Source organism: Velocimicrobium porci, assembly GCF_009696045.1.
GTDB lineage: Bacteria > Bacillota > Clostridia > Lachnospirales > Lachnospiraceae > Velocimicrobium > Velocimicrobium porci.
In genome coordinates, this window is the sequence record NZ_VUMT01000001.1 from 347,033 (window position 1) to 369,932 (window position 22,900).

A 22,900-nucleotide genomic window follows, 5' to 3' on the forward strand; every position below is an offset into this window, starting at 1 on the left:
TGCTTCCTTGCCTTTCAGACTTTTTATTCTTTTCTACTTTCGCTTAATTATTTTGTTATTGTAACTTTATAAGTTTTAGTGTCTTTATTTTCAGCAGTAACCTGTACAGTTAGTACATTGCTTCCGGAAGCAACTGTAATCTTATCCTGATTATGAATCTCTGTTGTTTTTCCATTTGACTTATATGTAATCTTCATCAATGCCTTAGAACTTACCGTTTCCGCCGTAACTTTTAAGGAATCACTATCCGTATCCTTTAATTTCATCGTATATGAAGTAACGTTTCCAGAAAATTCTGGCGTAAAAGAACTATTTCCGAGCTTCAACGTCTTAAGCCAGTTATTTGGATTTTTAACAGTACCCGGCGTGCCACATTTCGAAGAAGGCATATTTTCATAAACCGGAATCAAAAATACCAGTGCAGAATCTAAAACACTTGTATACCCATTGTATAGCTTGATTGCTTCTGAATTAGGTGCTTCTACATTAGCCATATATTGATGGGAATAAGTAGATGTGCCGGTCACATTAAATTTTTGCAGATATATCGTATTCTGTCCACGATTAATATATTGCTTTCCAATGTATTTTGCCCCACCGACAATCGCTTTATACTGATTATCCCATGGAAGTAAATATGTCTTTTGATCTGTCGCTGTTGATTTTAACCCTTGTGCAAATCTTAAACCATTCACAATCGCACCGCCTGCTGCTGTGCTATGTGTTGCTCCAATATTATAAAAATTATAATATCCTTCATAACCGGAATACTTTCCACTGGCAGATCCACTTAACGTCGTACTATTAGAAACAACTTCCTGCTTTACCCTCGTTGCCAAATGAAACGGACTTACTCCCGATTCTTTTGCCGCGTCAATAAACGTGTTACTATACAAAATAGATTTACTTTTGCTATCTTCTTTATAAGAATATTTTGTATTATAAAGCGGTGTATTTGCAAGAATCTTTTCTACACCATCCTTCGTTTCATAGGAAGGTTGATATTCCAATGTTGCAAATTGGAATATTCCACGTTCAAGTAAGAAATTCCTTGGATCCATATAATATTCAATTGCCTCTTTTGAAGCAGTTACCCATGTACTTCCATCATATGGAATAAATTTATCAGTCGCCCAATTATATGCTCCCTCTTCAAATGATTTCCAACCATCTGTTTTATTCACACTGATTAAATTTAGTCCTACCTTTGATTCTTTTTCAATTACCGTATTCCAATTTAATCCTGTCTTATATGCCTTAAAAATCCAATTTGGATGAACTTTATGTAACTCTTTTAATGCACTTCGATAGCTTTCCGGAAATCCCTGTTCTTTTAGGTAAGAGTCAATATCCGTAACCGGTTCTGGCGTATTGGTTGGAGCCGGTGTTTTTGTCGGTGTCGGACTCTTAGTTGGAGTTGGAGTCTTTGTCGGTGTCGGACTTTCAGTTGGAGTTGGCGTTTTTGTTGGTGTCGGACTCTTAGTTGGAATTACATCATCAGAAGAATTACTAAATGAAATGTAATCACCTGACACATATCCCGTCAATGTCTTTTTCTCATAAGAAAACGATATCTTATACCATGTCACTTTTCCAACCTTTTTTTCTCCTTGAACCGTAACTGTCTGTCCTTTCTTAAGAACTACGTTCACCCCATTATAAGAAAGCTGTTGTTTATCTGTCCCTGCACCTGTTCGGACTCTTAAACCGTCTGCTGTTACAGTACCGATCTTTTTTTTCGTTGCAGAACTAATAATTTGTTTCTTTAGACTTACCTTGTTGGCCGCAATATATCCTGTTCGTTCTTTGCCACCATAGGGAAACTGAACTTTATACCATTTTATCCCCTTAGAATCTGTTACTTCTTTTGTAATTGTCAATGCCTTACTATCTTTTAGCGTTACTTTCTTCTTATTGACCATCAGGTAATCTTTTTTCTCCCCTGCGCCAGTTCTGATTGCCACACTGCTATTACTTTTAACAACCGCACTCACCTTTTTCGATAAAGTAAGCTTTGCATAATTGCTTAAAATATATCCCTTTTGTGTTTTATTTTTAAACTTAAAAGAAACATAATACCATTTTTCAGAACCTCTTGTTATTTCCTGACGAATTGTCAATGCTGTTCCCTTTTCCAACGCAACCTTTTGTTTGCTTACCATAAGCTGTTCTGACGAGGTTGATGGTTTCTTTCGTACATTTAGACTGGTTGCTGTTACCTTAGCCGGAATACTGATTGTTGTAGACGCAGTTTCCTTGTTACTAATACTTGTCTTAATATACTCACTTGATACATAACCGTTTAAAGTCTTTCCCTGATATGCAAATGATACCTTATACCACGTAACTTCTTTTACTTTCGTCTGTGCTTTAATCGTTACAGAAGTACCTTTTGCCAATAAAACATTCTTGTTTTGATAGGTTAGTATCGGTTTGTCTGTTCCGGCATTTGTGCGGACTCTAAGACCATCAGTTATAACAGTGCCTTTGGCAAATGCTTTTACAGTTTCTACGTCACTTCTACCTGACCATATATTGATTCCAATTATAAAACATACCGTCAAAAGTAAACTAAAAATAATTCTTTTTTTCACGCTACTGCCTCCTTTTCTCTTCTGCAGCTTATTCTCATCCCTACCATTAAATGAGATTATAAAATTCACCTATGGCATATTTATGGCATGAAAGCGTGCCTTATTTCTCTTAACGGCTCTTTTTAAGAAGTTGTTTTAATTCATCTACTTCAAATACATAATTTGTATTGCAAAAATGACAATTTACCTCAATTGGTTTATTATCGTCAATCATTTCTTTTATATCTTTTTTTCCAATACTGATAATTGCTTTTTCTACCCTTTCCTTCGAACAGTTACAGCTATATTTTGTATCAATCCGTTCCATAATTTCTACACCAAACTCGCCAAGAACCTGTTCTAAAATCATTTCCGGTGTCATATCAGCATCTAACATACTTGTAATCGAAGTAATCTCTTTAATCTTTTCTTCCAGACGACTAATAACTGCCTCATCAGCAAATGGCATTAATTGAATAATAAATCCACCGGCCTGTTTCACTGTATTATCCTTATTCATAAGAACACCTAATGCAACCGCTGATGGCACCTGCTCTGATGTTGCAAAATAATAGGTTAAATCTTCTGCAATTTCACCTGATACAAGATGAGTCTGTCCAACATATGGCTCTTTTAATCCCATATCTTTTATGACGCTTAATACACCAAGATCTAATGCTTTTCCGACATCTAATTTTCCCTGACTGTTTGGTGGCAACATAACATTTGGATTATTTACATAGCCTTTTACGTTTGCTTTCGAATCTGCAGTAACTGTCAATCCCTCAATTGGACCATTGCACTGAATCTGAAGAGTCAGCATGTCACTTTCTCCCTTCATCATGCTTCCCATCATACTTCCGGCCGTCAACAATCTTCCAAGTGCAGCAGTCGCTACCGGACTGGTATTGTGAATACTTCTCGCATGTTCTACTAATTCTTTTGTTGTAGCCGCAAATGCACGAATCTGATTATCTGCAGCTGTTGCTCTTACGATATAATCTGCCATATTTTCCTCCTAAATTGAAACAAATGCTGTTGGGGTCAAAATATCTTTTGACCCCTGATACCTACGGATGCCTATGCACTTTGTGGTATCAACAAATCTAAATATAATATTTTCCTTTTTGCCTTCCTTCCTTTGCAATCACATAAATACGCTCACTATTTTCTTTGGGCGGCTCTTTTGTAAATGCATCATAAGCTGTTACAAATTCCATTCCTGCTTTTTTTAACAACTCTTTTATTTCCTCTAAAGAATAAGCTTTTTGATAATGAGTTTCCTGAAAACGATAAAAAATTTCTCCGTCTTCTTCCTCAGATTCTTCTATATCTGCTTTTACAAATACCGCTAAGTCATACTGGTTAATTTGTGTATCACTATCATAGTAATTATCCCAGATAAAACCAGAGTCTTCCCTGTTTTCCGCAAATGTATTATCGGCTAAAACTGTCTGATATTTATATTCTGTATTTAAATCAAATATAAAAAGTCCTTCCCTGTCTAAATAATTATTGACAAGTTTAAATACTTTTAACAAATCTTTGGAATCTAAAATGTAATTTATACTGTCACAGATACTGACAAATGCAGACACTGTTCCATAAAGCTCAAATTCTCTCATATCTTGCAAAAGATATAAAATCGACTGCTCATGATCCATTGCTTTTTCTCTTGCAATCATAAGCATTTCCTCTGAATTATCAATTCCTATCATATCATATCCTGCATGTGCCAAATGTTCGGTCACATTTCCGGTGCCACAGCCTAAATCCGCAACAATACCGTCTTTTATATGATATTCATTCAATAACGAAATAACGTAATTACTCCATTCGTCATAAGGAATATTATCCATAAATTCGTCATAAACCTGAGCAAATCCCGTATATGCCTCCATACTACATATTCCTTTCTTCTTAAACGAAAAAACAAAAAGCAAACACTTATAACCAAAACGCCTATGCGTCTGCTTTTTGTCTTTTATCTCTTATTTTCTTATAAAAAAGCTTTAATTCTCTCAATTAGCATCTTAACTGCTACCTCATTCATTCCACCCCGCGGAATAATCACATCAGCATACTTCTTTGTTGGTTCTACAAACTGCTCATGCATTGGCTTTACTGTCTCTGTATATTGATTGATGACAGAATCTAAGCTTCTTCCCCGTTCTTTTACATCTCTTAAAATTCTTCGTATAATACGCTCGTCTGCATCTGTATCTACAAAAATTTTAATATCCATAAGATCCCTTAACTCTATATTTTCATAGATTAAAAATCCTTCTACAATAATAACTCTGGCAGGCTCTACCTTTACTGTTTCCTTTGCCCTGTTATGAATTGCATAATCATATACTGGCCTTTCGATTGAATTTCCATTCTTCAATTGCAGAATATCCTGAATCAAACGTTCTGTATCAAATGCAGTTGGATGGTCATAGTTTAACTTACATCTCTCTTCAAATGGCATCTCATCATGTGCTTTATAGTAACAATCGTGATTTAATAATGCCACACTTTCAGCAAATTCTTCTTTCAAACGGTTGGCAACCGTTGTTTTTCCTGATGCTGACCCACCTGCGACACCAATGATTACAACTTCCTCCATTCAATTACTCCTATCTTGTTTTTTAACTCATTTTAGCACATTTTGTAGAAAAGGAAAAGAGGAGATATAAAACAAGAAAAATTATTTCTCGGATAATTCTAACATTTTTTCCAATGGTTTTTTTGCCAATCTTATTGTATCTTCTGACAATTCTACAATTTGTTCCGGTTTTTCCTGCTCTAATGTCTGTCTGATTTTTTCTAATGTAACCAGTTTCATTCCCTGACAAACTTGCTTTTCGCCTGCAAGGTAGAAATCTTTATTCGGACAATTTTTTCTCAATTCATATAAAATTCCTTTTTCTGTACATACAATAAATTCTTCTGCTTCTTCCTTTTTAGCTGCCTGAATTAAAAACGAAGTACTTCCCACATAATCTCCTAACAAAATCACATCACTTTGACATTCAGGATGTACTAATACTTTAGCATTCGGATACTGTTTTATTTTTCTTTTCACACTGTCAGCAGTAATATCCTGATGGACAGGGCAATATCCAGAATTAAATATGAATTTCTTTTCTGGTATTTGTTCCGCTATGTAATGCCCTAAATTATAATCCGGAATAAAATAAATATATTCATTTGGTAAATTCTTTACAATTTTTAACGCATTGGAAGATGTAACACATACATCAACATACTGTTTTAATTCTGCCGTTGAATTAATATAACACACAACTGCTACATCTTTATATTGCTTTTTTATTTCCTCGATTTTCGAAATTTCCGCCATGTGTGCCATTGGACAATCAGCTGTCGCATCTGGTAATAACACTTTTTTATTTGGATTTAATAATTTAGCACTCTCTCCCATAAAAGTTACACCGCAAAACAAAATTGTTTTCTGAGGAACTGTAGTTGCAATTTTACTAAGATAATAAGAATCCCCTACATAATCGGCAACCTTTTGTACCTCATCGTCCACATAATAATGTGCCAATATAACAACATCCTTTTCTTTTTTTAACTGTTCAATTGATTTTATCATAGCTGTAAGTCCTTTCTTCCAAACTAAATCTACTATGACACACGAATTTCTTTTTGTCAATACATATGTCTTGTCAGATAATTCATCTCCAACGCAGTGCGTTCCCGCCCGGAGGGCTTTTATATTCATAGGACGGAATTTCCTATGAATAAAGTAAAAAAAAGACTAGCAAGTCCTACATCCCGGACTATACTAGTCTTCTTTCACCACTATTCTAATCTAAAAATTTCAACATTCTCCTTCAGGCTTTCAGATATTTTATCTAAATCCCTTGCGGATTGTGCTAACTCATTAATTGTAGCATCCAGTTCTTGTACAGAAGCTGTTGTTTCCTCTGTAGATGCTGCATTTTCTTCGGATATTGCTGACAAATTTTCTACTAAAGAAACAACTCTTTCTCTTGAAGATGCAATTTCTCCTGTATGCTCTTCAATTTCTGTGATTCCTTTTAGCGAAGTCTTAATTCCTTCCGATACTTCTGTAAACTTATCTTTTGTTTCTCCTAATTTCTGTTCCTGCTCTGCAACAATCTCTTTTACATCCTGCATGATTTCAACTGTCTTATCAGATTCTAAAAGTAATCGATCAATAATAGAACCAATTACCTTTGCTGACTGGCTTGACTGCTCGGCTAACTGTTGTATCTCTCCTGCAACAACAGCAAATCCTCTTCCTGCTTCACCTGCTCTTGCCGCTTCAATACTTGCATTTAAAGAAAGTAAATTGGTTTTTCCTGCAATTGCAGTTATCATATCAACTGCTTTTCGAATCTCCTGTGCCGACTGATTCGTAACATCTGTCTGTTCTGCAATCCGTTCAATCGCATGAATTGTTCTGTTATTCGTTTCTCCAAGCTCTTCAATGATAACATTTGCCTCATTTTCAGCCTTTCCCATAACAGAGGCCTGACTATTCAGATCATTAATCGACTGAATAATTGTTTCAATTAATTCACCCATATAAGCAATCTGACTTGATGTATCCTGTGTATCCTCTGCCTGCGACATTGCTCCTGCTGCAATGTCTTCAACTGCATGACTGACTTCATCCGTATTGCGACTTGTATTACCTGCCATTTTATCCAGCTGTTTGGAAGCCTCAGAAAGTTTTTCAACATGTCTTAGCATATCGCCAATAATATACTGCAAGGAATCCCTTAACTCAACCGTACATTCCGCAATCTCTCCTATTTCGTCACGTCTTTTACATAACTTCTGATTAATTTCAACTGTCAGATTACCTTTCGCCAATTCTTCTACCGAATCACATACCGAATGAATTGCACGAACTACTAAATAGGCTAAAATTGAACCTGCCACAGCAACAATTAATATTATTACAATTGCAAATGCAACGATTTCACCAACTGCACATTTAATTGAACGGACTGCCTCATTTCTTAATTTTCCTGTAAATGCAGCTCCGGCTACACTCCCATCGCTATTTACAATTGGTATGAAGTAGCCATAATATTCCGTTCCATTTAACACTATTTTTTTGTCAAAATAGTTTTTTCCTTTGTTAATAACCTGATCCACAACTTTACGATCCAGAGTAGAGCCTATCAGTCTTTTATCATCTTTATCTTTGATTGATGTTACAATACAGCTATCACCAAAGTAAATTGCTGCATCATTTCCAGTGCTTTCTTTTACATAATCCACCAAATCATATCGATCGGAAATAATGCTTCCACCTTTCAAAATAAAGCCATCTGCATTTTTTTCCATGTCGCCTTTATACATCTGCTCATAGGTTCCTTTTAAAGTACTGGCTGTCCCTCTAAGACCATCCTCAATACCTACAATCATGTTATTCTCTAATGTTGACACAGAAACAAAAATTACTCCTACCGTTAGCAAAACCAATGGCAGTAAAATGATAAATAGCATTTCATGAATTAACCCACGTTTTTTTTTCATTTGTGTTCTCCTCACTTATTCCCAAACTCATTTTATAATTTATGCTCTATTTTAGCACATTTTACCAAACTTATTCAACGGACACATGTCCTTTTTTTTAAATTCTTCACAAATTCTGAAATTATTGCAGAATAATTTCCTGTTCCAGATAAAAAGAATAGATAATCTTTTCCTTTACTTTTTTTCCCGTAATTTGCTCTAATGCCCTTTGGTAATAATCTAATTGCACCTGATATTTTTCTATCAGCTCTTCTTTTGTTTTCACTCTGTCGGTTTTATAATCCATTAATATGAGAAAACCGTCTTCCTCAAAATAACTGTCAACCATTCCCTGTACTAAAACAATTTCATCACTGTCGATGTTCTTATCAATCTCACATGCCGGAACCCCAAACACAAAAGGCTGTTCATTAAAAACCCTGTTCTCTTTTTTCGCCTGTGCCATCCTCTTTCCAAGTGGGGAACAAATAAAATGATATATTTTTTTTCTGCTTATCCATTTTATATCCTCAAAAGAAAGAATCTCGTTCTCGCAAAGTTTTTCCAGCTCCTGCTCTACATTTTCGTAAGATGTAATTTGTTCAAACGGCAGTTTTTCCATAACTTTATGATAAAGTGTTCCTTTTCTTGTAGATGTTACTTCCTCCTCTTCTTTCGCAAATGCCGGGACATACGCCTCCCTCTCAGCCGGAATAATGTTCTTTGCCTCTCCATTCAAATCTTCTTTTAATTCAGATACTGTCACCTTAGAATGAATCTTCTTTTCGTTCTGATATGGATATTCAAAATAAATCTGCCGATTAAATTCCTTTCTAATACTCTCATCAATTACTTCATCCGAATCCCAATGAAAAAGTTCTTCTTTTCTTTCCGATTCTTCCACTTCTTTCCATACTTCTTTTTGCACCAACTCCTGCAACGAAATAATTTTCAAAGAAAAACAACTTTCTTTTTCCTTGCTGTTACTATAAATTCTTGGACCAATCCAGTCCATATAACAACGGGCTAACGCCAACTGCTGATATAAAAGCTTTTCATTATTCTGCCATTGGATATATTCTTTTTGTGCATCCTTTACGGTTGCTGTTAAAATCAATTTTTCCTTTGCACGAGTGAGTGCAACATATAAAACCCTTAATTCTTCCCCCAGATTTTCCAGTTCTAGTTGACGTTTCATTACTTTTTTTATAAGAGTTGGTGATTTCGTCCGGTTTTCATAATCAATATAGTCAGGACCGATTCCTAAATCGGGATGTAAGACAAGACGGCTTCTTGCATCCTGCTGATTAAATAATTTTGCCATTCCTGCTACAAATACAACAGGAAACTCCAATCCTTTACTTTTGTGAATACTCATAATTCTTACGACATCATCTTCTCCCCCCTGCCCGGCTGCTTCTCCAAAATCAATATCGTATTCATGAAGCCGTTCTATATAACGGTTAAAATGAAATAATCCTCCATAACTGGTTGATTCATAATCGACCGCTTTCCACAACAGCATATCCAAATTGCCTTTTCTGATATTTCCCCCCGGTAATACCGATACATAATGATAAAAACCTGTTTTATCATAAATGTCTTCTAGCAAATGATATACCGTTGTATAGGCAACTTTATCTCTAAAATAAGAAAGCATCCCTAAAAATTGATTGATTTTTTCACAAAGTTCTTTTTCCTGCGCCTGTTCCTGATTTGCCTGAATATATAAATTTAAACTTTCATACATCGTCTGACTCGTATTATTAATTCTGATTTTTCCTAATTCTTCCTCTGTAAAATGACCAAGAAAAGAAGTTAATACGGCAGTAAATGGAATATCCTGTCTTGGGTTATCAATAATCAGCAGATAATTTAATATTGTTTTTACTTCCATAGAAGAAAAATAACCGGTCTGAATCTCCGCTACAACAGGAATTCCTTCCTCTTTAAAAGCTTCAATCATTCCATCTGTCCACGATTTCGGCGAGCGAAGTAGAATCACAATGTCTTTATACCGCAAAGGACGAAGTGTATCTTTTTCCTTTACCAAAAATTTCTCTTTTCCCATAAACTCTCTAATTCTTTTTGCAATTGCCCTTGCTTCCAGCTCCTTTGCCGTAACCATTTTAACTTCTTCATCTTGCTCAATTAAAAGACATTCTGTCTGATAAGTATTCTTATCCTGCTCCTCTGCATTTGGATAATCCGCTCCGGGATACAGTCTGGCAGCGTCATCATATTCTACATTTCCAAGGCTTCTGTGCATAATTCCCTGAAAAATATAATTAATTCCCTCTAATACTTCTGCCCTGCTTCGAAAATTCTTATGAAGGTCTATTTTCTGATACAGACTGTCCTCTTTTGTATAAGTATCGTATTTCTGGATAAATAACTCCGGTCTTGCAAGCCTGAATTTATAAATACTTTGTTTTACATCCCCAACCATAAAAATATTCGGTTCGCCTTTATCGACTTTAGAAATACTTGTCAATATTGCTTCTTGAACATAATTACTATCTTGATATTCGTCAATTAAAATTTCCTTAAAATATTCCTTATATTCTTCCGCAACCGGAGTTGGTACTACTTCTTTTTCCTCCCTGTTTACAAGAATTTGTAATGCAAAATGCTCTAAATCGCTAAAATCAAGTAAATTTTTTTCTTCTTTTTTCTCCTGGTATGCTCTCGTAAAATCAACCGTAAGCTCAATTAAGCCTTCCATTGCAGGACGTACATTTATAATATCCTCAAGCATTTCGTCTGCTGTCTGAAAAAAATAAAGCTCCTTTAACTTTTCAACCTCTTTTTTTATCCGGTCACGTCTTACTTTCACAGCTTCCCTTTTTTCCGGATGAATTGTTTCATCCTTTTTCGATGATAAACGATTCCACGACAGTATCTGAAATTGCTGGTATAACTCTTCATAAGTTTCACTGGAATAAATGCGTTTCAAGGCTGCACGATCCGACTCCAGTGTTTCTGCATATAGATAAGGTCCATCCGGCTCTTCTGTAATCAAAAGCAGAGCTTCATTTTCCGCCAAAAACCCTTCCAATTGCTTTTTGACATCGAACCGAAGTAATCCCATCCAAACCGTCTGGTTCATCTCTTCTAAGCTTTCTATAAAAAACCCTTTTTCACATTCCCTCATCCAATCTAATGGCCATGGATAACTCATCGCAAAACTATGGAGCTTTAAAACCATATCTTCAATTCCTGAATCTGATTTCCCAGTCGCATAACTTTCAATAAAGGCAAAGAAATTCTCATTTTCACCTTGATAGCGTTCCTCTAGTAATTCACTTAAAACATCTGATTTTAAAAGCATAAGCTCCGTTTCATCTCCGATTCGAAACGCCGGATCTAAATCAATTGTATTGAAATGGTTTCTTATCACATTTAAACAAAAACTATGAATTGTTGTTATTTGTGCATTATGAAGCAATGTATTCTGTTTTTGCAAATAAATATTTTCTGGCTGTTCTTTTAACTTTTCCTCAATTGCATTTCCGATACGCTCTCTCATTTCTCCTGCAGCAGCTTCCGTAAATGTAACAATCAAAAGCCGGTCAATATCAATTTTATTCGTTTCGTCCAAAATCATAGAAATAATTCGTTCTACTAAAACAGCTGTTTTCCCGGAACCCGCCGCTGCTGAAACTAAAACATTCCGGTTTCTAGTATCAATTACCTTTTTTTGTTCCTTCGTCCATTCCATCTTCGCCATTTAACTGCCTCCAGATTTCTTCCTTTTCTTTTTCTTCTAATTCTCTATATTGAAATCCCTGACTTCTTGCATCAAATCCACAGATTCCCTGATAATTGCAATAATCACATGCAGTTTTATCACCAAGTTTATATGGATTAATCTCTGTCTTTCCCGCAATAATCTCATCACCGAACTGCTTCATCAGTTGTTTTGTGTATGCCACCAATTGATGAAAATCTTTTCTTGATGCAACACTGGAATTCTTGGAAAACAAACCACTTTTTAACGTTTCCACCGGAATAACATCGGACTTAACCGATGGTGCAAGCTTCCCATCTACATTAAAATCAGAATCCATATGGCATACTACTTCTTCCTCTTCATTGACAAGACCATTCACCCGAAGCTCTTTTAATAAAGAAGAACTTATCTGCTGACTTGTACCTTTCCCGACAATTGGGTCATCAATCCCATAATAAAAAATTCCTGCCGGTATCACTTCTTTTTCCGGGTCATTTTTTTGAACCTGCTCCATCGCAGCATCTAAATAAACAACTAGCTGCATTTCCAAACCATAATACAAATCAACAATATTAAATACTTTTTTCCCCGATTTGTAATCGATTACTTTTACATAAACCGAATTTCCATCTTCATATGTGTCAAGCCGGTCAATTCTTCCAATCAACCCCATTGTTTCACCATTACTTAAAGGAACATGAGTTGCCTCAATATCTTCCATGTAAGAAAACTTCATCTCATAACCAAGTGGTACAAAATCGCCCTTTGATACCTGCTCTGTCAAAGCCCACAAGGTTCTTTTTGCAATTCGTTCAATCCGCCGGATTACATACTCATTTCTTCCACTGCTTTTCAAAATTGTATTTCCATATTCTTCTGTCACTTCCGTCACACATTTTTCTACCAACTGTTCCCGCTCTTCCTTGGAAACATCATTCCAATTTTTATTTTGCTTCTTTAGTTCTTTTGCATATAACTCTAATACTGCATGGAAAATTGTACCTAAGTCAGGAAGTGTAAGCTTAAATTCTTCCCGTTCCTTTAGTCGCAGCCCATAAGATAAAAAGTGAGCATATGCACAGGCAGCATATTGTTCCAGCCTTGTTACGCTTCCAACCATCGGACTCCCATACAAAGCCTTTGCAACTGCCCTGCTAATTTCACTCTTTCTTGGTTTATAATAGGAGGCTTCAACGTAGGAGACTAATTCCTGATTTAATTCTTTCTTTTCCCAATACCAGGAATAAAGCTGTTTCCAGATTTCCTTTTCCCCTGTTAAAAACTCATCCTTTCCATACTTCCGGATTCCGTCTAATAAAAAAGTTTGACCTTTATCTGTTCCAAGCACCGCCTCAATTGTTACCTCCGGCTCCCTTTCATCTATCACTTCCAGGTTAGGGAATAAATTCAATATTCTTCCAATCAAATAAGACTGTTTTTTCTTTTTTCCATCATTTCCAATACTGGAAAATGTTAAATACAGCCGTTTTTGTGGTTTTGTAAGATTCAAATACAAATAAAATTGTTCCGTATATATATTTTCTCTCTTAGTCGGAGCAATTTCTACTTTTGTTTCTTTTAACAAATCACGTTCTACATCCGAAAGAATACCACCCGAATCTCCGCTTTTTGGTATAATACCATCATTTACTCCAAGTAAAAACAGCACTTTGATATCTTTCAAACGTGTTCTTTCAATATCACCGACTACAATTTGGTCGACTCCTGCCGGAATCAGTCCCACCTCTACTTCACGAAAACCAGTTAATAGAAGCTCTCTATATTCTTTTAATGAAACAATTTCTTCTCCCATCAAACTAGTCAAACGCTCAAACAATTCCATTACCGAAGTATAAATCTGTCCATATTCCTTTGCAGACAGCAAATCACCAGCTGTTTCAAACTGTTGCTCGAATTGTTCTAATTTTTCAAATACTTTTAAATCTATTGAAAATTCATACAACGCCTTTGAATATGCTAAGATTGTCTTTTTTTCTCCTTTTAAAACAGAAACTGCTGTCTTAATAGTGGAAAAAAACTGTTCTCTTATCCGGTTTATTTCTTCTAATTCCTCTTGCTCCATATCTCTTAAACATTTTTCAAACGGATTAGAATACTTACGATATCCTCTGATACCCGCTGCAAGAACATAATTCTCCAATTGGTCAATTTTTTCCCGATTAATATCAAGCATACCACTTCTCATATAATGAAATACACTCTCATAATCAAAATTGCGGATAACCATCTCAAGAAGACTGTCCAGGCATTTGATATAAGGATTTCCCATAATTGCACGTTTACTGTCAATAAAGCATGGTATTCCGACCTTCTTGAACTCACCATCAATCAGTCTTCCATATCCTTCCACATCACCAGATACAGCTGCAATATCTCGATATCGATATCCATCTTCACGAACCAAATGAAGAATTTTCCTTACAAGAAATTCCACTTCACTTTTCTGATCTCTCAACGCATGAATCGTGATATCTTTTTGTTCTTTTTTGTAACTGTAAAACGGATACCGAAACAAATTTTGCTCCAATGCTCCAAGTGCAGGGCTTTTTACAAAACGATACAAAGTACCATTCACTTTTTCTGGATAAATCGGTTCTTTTATCCAAACATTCTTTTTATCCGCCAGCTCATACAATTTGTGAATTGTTTTCTTGCTAAGATGAAACAATTTAAAAGGTTCTCCAACACGGCTGATATCCTCTCTCTCATCAATCGTTACCGTAATATAAACATCCCGTGCATACTCCATTAACCGCTCTAATACCTGATATTGAGAAGGCGTAAAACCAGTGAACCCGTCAAAACAAATCACGCTATTCCGAATCTTTTCGGACTGCTCTAGTGCCTCATACAACACATCCATAAGTTCTTCTGTCGTTATATACTTTTCCTTCAGGTAAGATTGGAATCCATCATAAATTGTCTGTATATCTTTTAATTTTTTATAAAGCATAGAGCCAGGGTTTACCTGTTCTATCATTTGCTCCAAATCTTCTTCCTTTACACTATACTGATAAAGCTCCGACAAAAAAGACTTAACTTCATCAACAAAGCCAGGTCTTTTAATATTTCCTTTAAAATAAATCAGTTCCTCTTTTTTCTGTTCTAATATATTCCGAAGTATTAACGTCTTTCCGGTATCCTCAAGAACCGGTCTTTCTTCTCCTCCAACCTCTTCCAAAATTCGATAAGAAAGACGCATGAAACTTAAAATATCTATATTCATAATTCCATGGTTTGGATGCATCATAACAAAATCTTTTTGTGTTGACATCGTAAACTGTTCCGGCACAATGACATAATGAATACAGTCTTTTTGTTCCATGGAAGAGCGAATCATCGTTTCATATAAATAATGCGACTTGCCGGCTCCGGAACCACCTAAAATTAATTGTAATGCCATATAAAATTCACACCTTCTTTGCTCAGTTTTTACAGCGACAGCCTAAAATAATCTGTTTTTAATTGTAACACATGTAAAAGAAAATAGGGAATGTTTTATAGAAAATATATTAGAAAATATATTAGAAAATATTTCATATTTTTTTTTGAAATGAATAGAATGTAATATCTACATAGATTTGGGAGGTTCCAACATGTCAAATACCAAAATTGTCATCCTTCGGATGAAAGAGATTATATATACTGCCATTTTTGTAGGACTTGGTATTTTATTAATACTACTTCTGCTTATTATGTTTCATCCCGGAAAATCTGACACTACAAAAGAAACTCCTGAAGAGGCAAATAAATATACCCCGGGAGTCTATACAACTGAAGTCGCTTTGGGAAACACAACTGCCAATCTGGAAATTGTTTTGGATTCCGATCATGTAAATCATATCAAATTGGTGTCATTAGATGATACAGTAGAAACTATGTATCCTCTCCTTTCCCCAACCGTTGAAGACATTTCAAAACAATTAAGCAATGGCGTTGACGTTGAACATGTCGTACTTTCCCAAGAAAGCCAATATACACAAACTCTGCTCCTTGAAGCAATTAACCAAACACTTCAAAAAGCAGAGCTTCCTAACTAGTCTATTACATATTTAATCTATATGATACGCCTTTTTTACACTTTCTAACTCCCTTAGCCATATGGACACACAAGCATCACTTGGCATTCTCCAATCTCCTCTTGGAGATAGAGAAACACTGCCTACTTTTGGTCCATCCGGAAGGCAGGAGCGTTTGAACTGCTGAGAGAAAAACCTCTTGTAAAATGTATACAGCCAGTGATAAATTGTTTTCTTATTATATTCTTCCTCAAATGTCATAACCGCAAGTCGGAATACTTTGGCTGGTGAAAATCCATACCGGATTATATAGTATAAAAAGAAATCATGCAGTTCATATGGACCTACAATATCTTCTGTCTTCTGGGCAATGACTCCTTCTTCTAATGGTAACAGTTCCGGGCTGACCGGCGTATCAATTACATCAATAAGTACCTTTTTCAGCACCTTATTTTTTGATATTTCCGCATAATATTTTACCAAATGACGAACCATAGTCTTTGGTATGGAAGCATTTACTCCATACATTGACATATGATCTCCATTGTAAGTTGCCCATCCTAATGCAAGCTCTGACATATCTCCTGTTCCAATTACCATTGCGTCATACTTATTTGCAAGATCCATAAGCACTTGAGTCCGTTCTCTCGCTTGTGCATTTTCATAAGTTATATCATGTAATCCCGCTTCATGTCCAATTTGCTCCAAGTGTAATTTAACAGCTTCACCAATATTAATTTCTTTTAACGTCACTCCTAATTCTCCGACTAAAGTTAACGCATTCTGATAAGTACGATCACTTGTTCCAAAACAAGGCATCGTAACCGCAATAATATCCTCTCTCGACAGCTTCAACATGTCAAATGCTTTAACCGTTACCAAAAGAGCAAGCGTAGAATCTAATCCTCCCGAAATTCCAATTACTGCATTTGCACAATTCGTATGTGACAGACGTTTCTTTAACGCCATCGCCTGAATTTCTAATATCTCTTCAAAACAACGTTTTCTGTCCTCTTCTTTTTCAGGAATAAATGGAAGCTTAGCAAATTTTCTTGTAAGATTTGTCTTATCAATCTCATCATAATGAAACGCTATTACATCATATCCCTCTTCCATCGGATCTTTGCAAAGAAACGTATTCATCTTTCTTCTTTCTGATAAGATTCTCTCAATATCCAGCTCGGATATAATCAACTCATTTTTAAAACGCTTTGATTCCTTTAACACAATACCATTTTCTACAATTAAGTTATGTCCTGCAAATACAAGATCAGTAGAAGATTCTCCTTCGCCTGCATCTGCATAAATATATCCGCAAACTGCCCGTGCCGACTGACCACAAATCAAATCTCTTCGATAAACATCTTTTCCTGTAATTTCGTCACTGGCAGATAAATTAGCAATTACAGTAGCCCCTACTAAAGCATGATAACTGGAAGGTGGAATTGTTACCCATACATCTTCACAAATATCAACTCCAAGTACTAACTCAGGCATATTTTCACATTGAAATAATATCTTTGTTCCAACAGGAACATCTTCAAACACCTCATCACCAAGATAAAATGTAGCATAAGTTGTTTCATCACTTCCAATTGCAAAGTATCTTGCTTCATAAAATTCTACATAATTTGGAATATGTTTTTTCGTAACAATACCTAATAATTCCCCTTTTTGAACAACTGCTGCCGCATTATAAAGTTTTCCATTAACCATAACAGGAATCCCTATTAATGCAAGCAACTCCATCTGTTCTGTAGCTTTTATAATTTTTCCAAGTGCAGACTTAGCACTTTCCAATAAAGTTGATTGTAAAAATAAATCTCCACATGTATATCCTGTAACACATAGCTCCGGAAATACAACAATTTTCACTTTTTTTCTCTCACATACTCTCAATACCCTTATAATCTCTTTTGCATTGTACTCACAGTCTGCTACCCTTACATTAGGCGTTACAGAGCCAACTTTTACAAAACCCTGATTCATAATAACCTCTCTTTTCTGTTCTGCTTTTTCTCTCAATTTCCTATTCTAAATCATACTTTACGGAAAATCAAGAAACAAGATATTTTATTCATCTTCTAATCCCCTTTATACACGGAATCTGGAAATTAATTTACTGAGATTCTTAGCCTGCTCCGATAATTCCTGTGTTGCAGCTGCAGTTTCCTCTGCGGTAGCAGAATTTATCTGAACAACATCTGAAATATTGGAAATCTCAAACTTGATGCGTGATGATTTATCTGCTTGTTCCTTTGTATCTATGGAAATATTTTTAAATGCTTTTGAAATCTTCTCGGAGTTTTCAACAATATCCTTCAGACATTTAGACGTAGAATCCGCACAAGCCATAACACTTTCAATTTTCTTTAAGCAATTGGTAATCAGTTCTGCTGTCTCATTAGAAGACTCTGCTGTCTTCGTTGCCAAACTGCCAATCTCATCTGCAACTACCGCAAATCCCCGTCCACGTTCGCCGACACGGGCTGCTTCTACTGATGCATTTAATGCTAATATGTTAATTTGAAATGCAATGGTTTCAATGGTACCGATAATGTTCTGAATATCGGATGACATATTTTCTACCTGACCAACGACATCACAAAGCTGTTTCATTTCGTTATTCCCATTTATAATCAAAGTGTCTAATTGCTGCAAACGCTCCTGCACCTGCTCTTCATTATCCGAATTACGTGCAATACATTCTACCATATCTTCAACATTTACTACTAACTGGTTAATAGATGCAGCCTGAGTAACCGTACCTGTTGCTAACGACTCTGCCGCATCTGCCAACTCATCGGAGCCCGTTCCAACAGAATAAGCTGATTCTTGTACCTCCCTAATTAGTCTCTGCAGAATTACTCTGATTTGATTTACAGAATCGGATAACTGATTAAAATCTCCAGGATAAGAGTTCATAGCCGCCTGAGTCAAATCATAATTGGCCATTCCTCCCAAAATCATATTCGTTTCGTAAATTATCTTCTTAAATGTCTGCTGTAACTCTCTGGCAGAATTTTGAAGCTGTCCTATCTCATCCCCTCGTTTGCTTGGTTCAATCTGATGGTTCAAATCACCTTTGGAAAGGGACACCAATGTCTGACTAACCTGATGAACAGCTTCACCTATGCTTCCTGCGAATAATCCTGCCAAAATAAGTGCAAAAACAAGTGCAAAAAACTCTACTACTACGATAGTTTTCATAGTATCATAGGTTGACTCCATAAAGTCTTCCTTTGGTGCTGTTACAACAATTGTCCACCCATTGGTTCCCTGAACCGGACTATAACCACATAAATATTCCTTAGTTTCGTCACTATACTCTCCTGCACCACTTACCTGTGCTAATATCCTATCGGCAATACTTCCCACTCCATTTTTACTATCCGCAATATTATAGCTTCCTATCATTGATTCATCCGGATGGACAATTACCATTCCGTTCCCGTCGACTAAATATGTATAGCTCCCTTCACTAATTACAATCTGATCAAGGATTTTACTCATAAAATTAACATCCATACGATAATAAACAACACCGTTTATTTCCTGATTCTTGGTATAGACAGGGGATGCCACGCTGAAACCATAATTTCCGGTGTACTTACTCAAAGTCAAATCGGAAATGTTAACCTTCCCCGCCAAGGCTTCCTTCACATAATCACGTTCGCTAAAATCTGTACCATCCTTACGGCTGACCCCTTTACGGTCAAGTATATTGCCACTAGTAAATCCATAGTTCTCTGCCAACTTATCAATATGCTCTGAAACCACCTGATTTTGTGACGACGAAGCAAATACAGAATCAACTCCGGATACCTTGACCATCTTCGTAAAATCATCTAACTTTTCTTCAATCTCTTTCGCTGCCAATTCTGCAGAAATCTGCATTGTCTTTTTGGCATCTACAGTGCCCATTTCCATATTTTTATTGTATGTTACAATCCCAATTATTGAAACAATTCCAAAAACAGTTACACCAAATATAATTGAAAGCCTTGTTTTGATTTTCATTAGCTCCTCCTTATTTATAATTTTTTAACTATTCTATTAATATAGTACTATTTTTCAAACTTTTACACAAGTAGTTGTTTAAATTACTTACATTTCCTCTCAAGTTTGAATGTATATTTCTGAAATTGGTATTATTAGGTATCGAATATAAAAAGCAGAAAAAAAGACTCTGTAAGCCGTGTCGTTTTTCCCTGCTTTTCTATATTGGACATATTCTGTTGTAAAAAAGTCAGTATTATCTGCGTTGTTCTGCGATAAGTTCCCAAAACTTCCCCATAAGCGAAAATATTCCCCTAACCAATCAATACCTTCTTCCCCTCAAAGGCAAACCCATATTTACGGATATGCCCCGCCGGAATTCCCTTGGCCACAAGGGCAGCTTCGTACTGCTTCCCCTCTATCTGGGCATGGGCAGCTTTTACGGTGTCCTCAAGGCTCTCTTCCTCGTCCGGGTCATGTACCTTGAATTCCAGTAGGAAAGCCGCATCATTTTCCTTATCTTTTGGCTCTATCATGACATCATACTTTCCCAGACCGCTTTCCCTATTGGATGTGACCACATACCCGTCCTGCAAATCCACGATGAGACCAAGGACGAAGCCATGGTAGAAGCGCTCCGGCTCCTCCCGGGATACCCTCTTCCCTGTGTCAAAATAGCTGAAGGTATTCAGTGCCACCTCGTTCATGTACACGTTCATTGCCTTCCTGTCTCCCTTGAGCAGTGCCTCTACAAAATCATTGTATGCACCGTCCGACTCGTCAAACCAACCGCGCACAATATCATAAAACATATCCTTTACTTCTCCATTAGTGAGACAAAGCTCATACTTTGTTTTTTCCCCTGCTTGTTTCTTTTCTTCGTCATTCAATACTTTTAGGTATCCGCTGGCAAGCAGAAGGCTCCAAATCGCCCCCTCGCTGCGGTCAAGCTGGTTATAGACAATCTGCTCATCAATGGGACACTTTATGCTCTCCCCCTTGAGAAGCTTCTCAAAATTTGTCTTTATCCTTCTGCTCCCCTGCCGGATCAACTTCCCTGCCAGCTGGTTGCTGCTGGTGTTCGCCCAGTATGGGGCAATTTTCCCTTTTCCCAGAAAATTTAACACCGACCACGGATTATAGATGTCCCTATGTTCCCCAAAGGTAAAGCCATCATACCACTGTTTAACTTCTTCCTTCCTGTCACTGTAACCATACTCATCCAACGACGCAAAAACTTCCTCCTCCGTAAACCCAAAGGCAGTGGCATACTTATCTGATGTGACTGTGACCACCTCCAGATTATTGAGGTCGGAAAAAATAGACTCCTTGCTGACTCTGGTAATTCCTGTCATCACCGCCCGTTCCATATATGGATTCGTCTTGAATGCCGAATTAAACAGGCTCCTTGTAAAGGAAACCAGCTCATCCCAATATCCGTATACATATGCCTCCTGCATCGGTGTGTCGTATTCATCCAGAAGGATAATAACCTTTTTCCCATAATAGCGGCACAAGAACTCCGACATCTTATGGATTGCCATGGTCGCCACATATTCCGGCATCCTGCTGCCTACAGAGCGGAAAAATTCCTTATCATTGTCTGACAGGAAATCCCCCTCCAAAAGATACCGGTGTCCATTATATAAATCCGTAAGAATCTGGTAAATCTGCATTTTTGTGTACTCAAAATTAGTTTCTTTGACGAGGGCAAAGGACAGGCTGATGACCGGGTAGGTTCCCTGCAGTTTGCGGTATTTTTCCTCCTCCCAGATGGAAAGCCCCGCAAACAAATCCCCCCTGCCTGCATGGTCTGCCGAGAAAAAATAATCCAGCATACTCATGTTCAATGTCTTGCCAAAACGCCTTGGGCGGGTAACCAGTGTGACACTATCTCCACTTTCCCACCATTCTTTGATGAAGGAAGTCTTATCTATATAGAAATAGCCGCCTTTCCTGAGTTCTTCAAAATCCTGTATCCCTATTGCTACCGTTTTCGCTTTTTCCATTCTTCCCCTCCTCAACTGGAAATTTGACAAATTTTAAAATCCGTTATACTAACAGTTCTCACCTTAGTATAACGGATTTTGGGTTAAATTACAAATTTTATTGCCGTCCTGTTTCTATTTTATTTCTCCTGTTTCTTTCGCTTCTGTCCACACTTTATCCCAATTATTGCACAGTAACCTTAACTTTTTCATACACACCATTCTGGGCATATACATAGATGTAACAGGTTCCACTTTTCTTAGCTTTGATAACTCCCTTGCTGCTTACTGTGGCAATCTTGCTGTTACCGGATTCGTATTTGATTGCCGTATGCTTCTTGATAGCCTTATCTGCTTTCATCTGGAAAGCCTTAATGGTAAAAGTATTTCCTACCTTTAGAGGGCTTTTAATTCATAGGACGTAATTTCCTATGAAATCGGGTAGGAGGTAAATAATTATTTTATTTACCGTCCTCCCACACCACCGTGCGTACGGTTCCGTACACGGCGGTTCTTTAGTTTTCACATATTTTCAAATAGAACTCTGTGAATGTTGGATATCCAAGTTCACGGAGTTTCTTATTGTTAAATGCAGTTTGAAAGACAAAATATCCACTGCAATACCAGTTTCCATTTCGCATGTTGGCGCAAATCCACGCCTTTTCTTTATCCACACCTAACTTTTTGAGTTCTTTAAATTTTGTCTTAACCTTTTTCCATTGTTTCCAATAGATTGCCCTTATCTTATGTCGTAACCATTCATCTGTTTTTGTAAGAAGTGCCTTCATATCTGCCATTCCAAAGTAGTTTACCCATCCTCTTATAAACTGTGTCAGTTTTAATGCACGATATTCATTTCCCCATCCATTACTTCTGTTTGTCAGTTCTCTGATTTTATTCTTCATCCTCGTAACTGACTTTGGATGTACTCTGAATCTGCACTTACCTCGATAGTTATAAAAACTGTATCCAAGATACTTGACTTTGCTGATATGCGACACACACGTCTTTTCTCGATTCACTTTTAAGAAAAGTTTTCCTTCGATATATGGTGTGATGTTTTCC

General features: G+C 36.6%; 14 protein-coding genes. 1 reads left to right on the top strand and 13 read right to left on the bottom strand.

What is annotated here, in order from left to right; genetic code table 11:
- Nucleotides 1–47: 47 nt before the first annotated feature.
- From FYJ58_RS15125 to addB, 8 genes are all read right to left on the bottom strand, one after another.
- The gene (locus FYJ58_RS15125; RefSeq protein ID WP_154516201.1) at nucleotides 48–2,594 is read right to left on the bottom strand and encodes a cadherin-like beta sandwich domain-containing protein; all 2,547 of its coding nucleotides are present in this window, start codon (nucleotides 2,592–2,594) and stop codon (nucleotides 48–50) included.
- 109 nt (nucleotides 2,595–2,703) lie between these two features.
- Nucleotides 2,704–3,582, bottom strand: coding sequence for an Hsp33 family molecular chaperone HslO (gene hslO, locus FYJ58_RS01525; protein ID WP_154516204.1), 879 nt, complete (start codon nucleotides 3,580–3,582; stop codon nucleotides 2,704–2,706).
- A 97-nt stretch (nucleotides 3,583–3,679) separates the two neighbouring features.
- A complete protein-coding gene (locus tag FYJ58_RS01530; protein WP_154516207.1) occupies nucleotides 3,680–4,474 on the bottom strand; it encodes a class I SAM-dependent DNA methyltransferase in 795 nt (264 codons plus the stop codon).
- A 98-nt stretch (nucleotides 4,475–4,572) separates the two neighbouring features.
- Nucleotides 4,573–5,184 carry a uridine kinase gene (udk, locus tag FYJ58_RS01535; RefSeq protein WP_154516210.1) on the bottom strand — a complete coding sequence of 204 codons (612 nt, stop codon included), beginning with the start codon at nucleotides 5,182–5,184 and terminating at the stop codon, nucleotides 4,573–4,575.
- Nucleotides 5,185–5,265: 81 nt separating this feature from the next.
- Entirely contained in the window at nucleotides 5,266–6,174 is a 909-nt protein-coding gene (gene nadA / locus FYJ58_RS01540) for a quinolinate synthase NadA (RefSeq protein ID WP_154516283.1), read from the bottom strand.
- A 209-nt stretch (nucleotides 6,175–6,383) separates the two neighbouring features.
- On the bottom strand, nucleotides 6,384–8,096 hold the full coding sequence (locus tag FYJ58_RS01545; protein WP_154516213.1) for a methyl-accepting chemotaxis protein: 1,713 nt from the start codon (nucleotides 8,094–8,096) through the stop codon (nucleotides 6,384–6,386).
- 121 nt (nucleotides 8,097–8,217) lie between these two features.
- Nucleotides 8,218–11,805: a helicase-exonuclease AddAB subunit AddA gene (gene addA / locus FYJ58_RS01550; RefSeq protein ID WP_154516216.1), complete on the bottom strand. Its 3,588-nt coding sequence runs from the start codon at nucleotides 11,803–11,805 to the stop codon at nucleotides 8,218–8,220.
- Complete coding sequence (gene addB, locus FYJ58_RS01555) at nucleotides 11,762–15,232, bottom strand: helicase-exonuclease AddAB subunit AddB (protein ID WP_154516219.1); 3,471 nt, start codon at nucleotides 15,230–15,232, stop codon at nucleotides 11,762–11,764. Before addB ends, addA begins: the two co-directional genes overlap by 44 nt.
- 193 nt (nucleotides 15,233–15,425) lie before the next feature.
- On the opposite strand from addB, the gene FYJ58_RS01560 reads away from it, so the two are divergent.
- The gene (locus FYJ58_RS01560; RefSeq protein WP_154516222.1) at nucleotides 15,426–15,869 is read left to right on the top strand and encodes a hypothetical protein; all 444 of its coding nucleotides are present in this window, start codon (nucleotides 15,426–15,428) and stop codon (nucleotides 15,867–15,869) included.
- 12 nt (nucleotides 15,870–15,881) lie between these two features.
- Here the strand turns inward: FYJ58_RS01560 and FYJ58_RS01565 are convergent, their stop codons facing one another.
- From FYJ58_RS01565 to FYJ58_RS01585, 5 genes are all read right to left on the bottom strand, one after another.
- Nucleotides 15,882–17,837: an NAD(+) synthase gene (locus FYJ58_RS01565; protein ID WP_154516225.1), complete on the bottom strand. Its 1,956-nt coding sequence runs from the start codon at nucleotides 17,835–17,837 to the stop codon at nucleotides 15,882–15,884.
- 105 nt (nucleotides 17,838–17,942) lie between these two features.
- Entirely contained in the window at nucleotides 17,943–19,868 is a 1,926-nt protein-coding gene (locus FYJ58_RS01570) for a methyl-accepting chemotaxis protein (protein ID WP_154516228.1), read from the bottom strand.
- A gap of 293 nt (nucleotides 19,869–20,161) precedes the next feature.
- Nucleotides 20,162–21,856, bottom strand: coding sequence for an AAA family ATPase (locus FYJ58_RS01575; protein ID WP_154516231.1), 1,695 nt, complete (start codon nucleotides 21,854–21,856; stop codon nucleotides 20,162–20,164).
- A gap of 163 nt (nucleotides 21,857–22,019) precedes the next feature.
- Nucleotides 22,020–22,196 (bottom strand): Ig-like domain-containing protein, encoded by a 177-nt coding sequence (locus FYJ58_RS01580; RefSeq protein WP_154516234.1) that lies wholly within the window; start codon nucleotides 22,194–22,196, stop codon nucleotides 22,020–22,022.
- A 154-nt stretch (nucleotides 22,197–22,350) separates the two neighbouring features.
- On the bottom strand, nucleotides 22,351–22,900 hold a 550-nt coding region (locus FYJ58_RS01585; RefSeq protein WP_328597770.1), incomplete at its 5' end, for a group II intron maturase-specific domain-containing protein.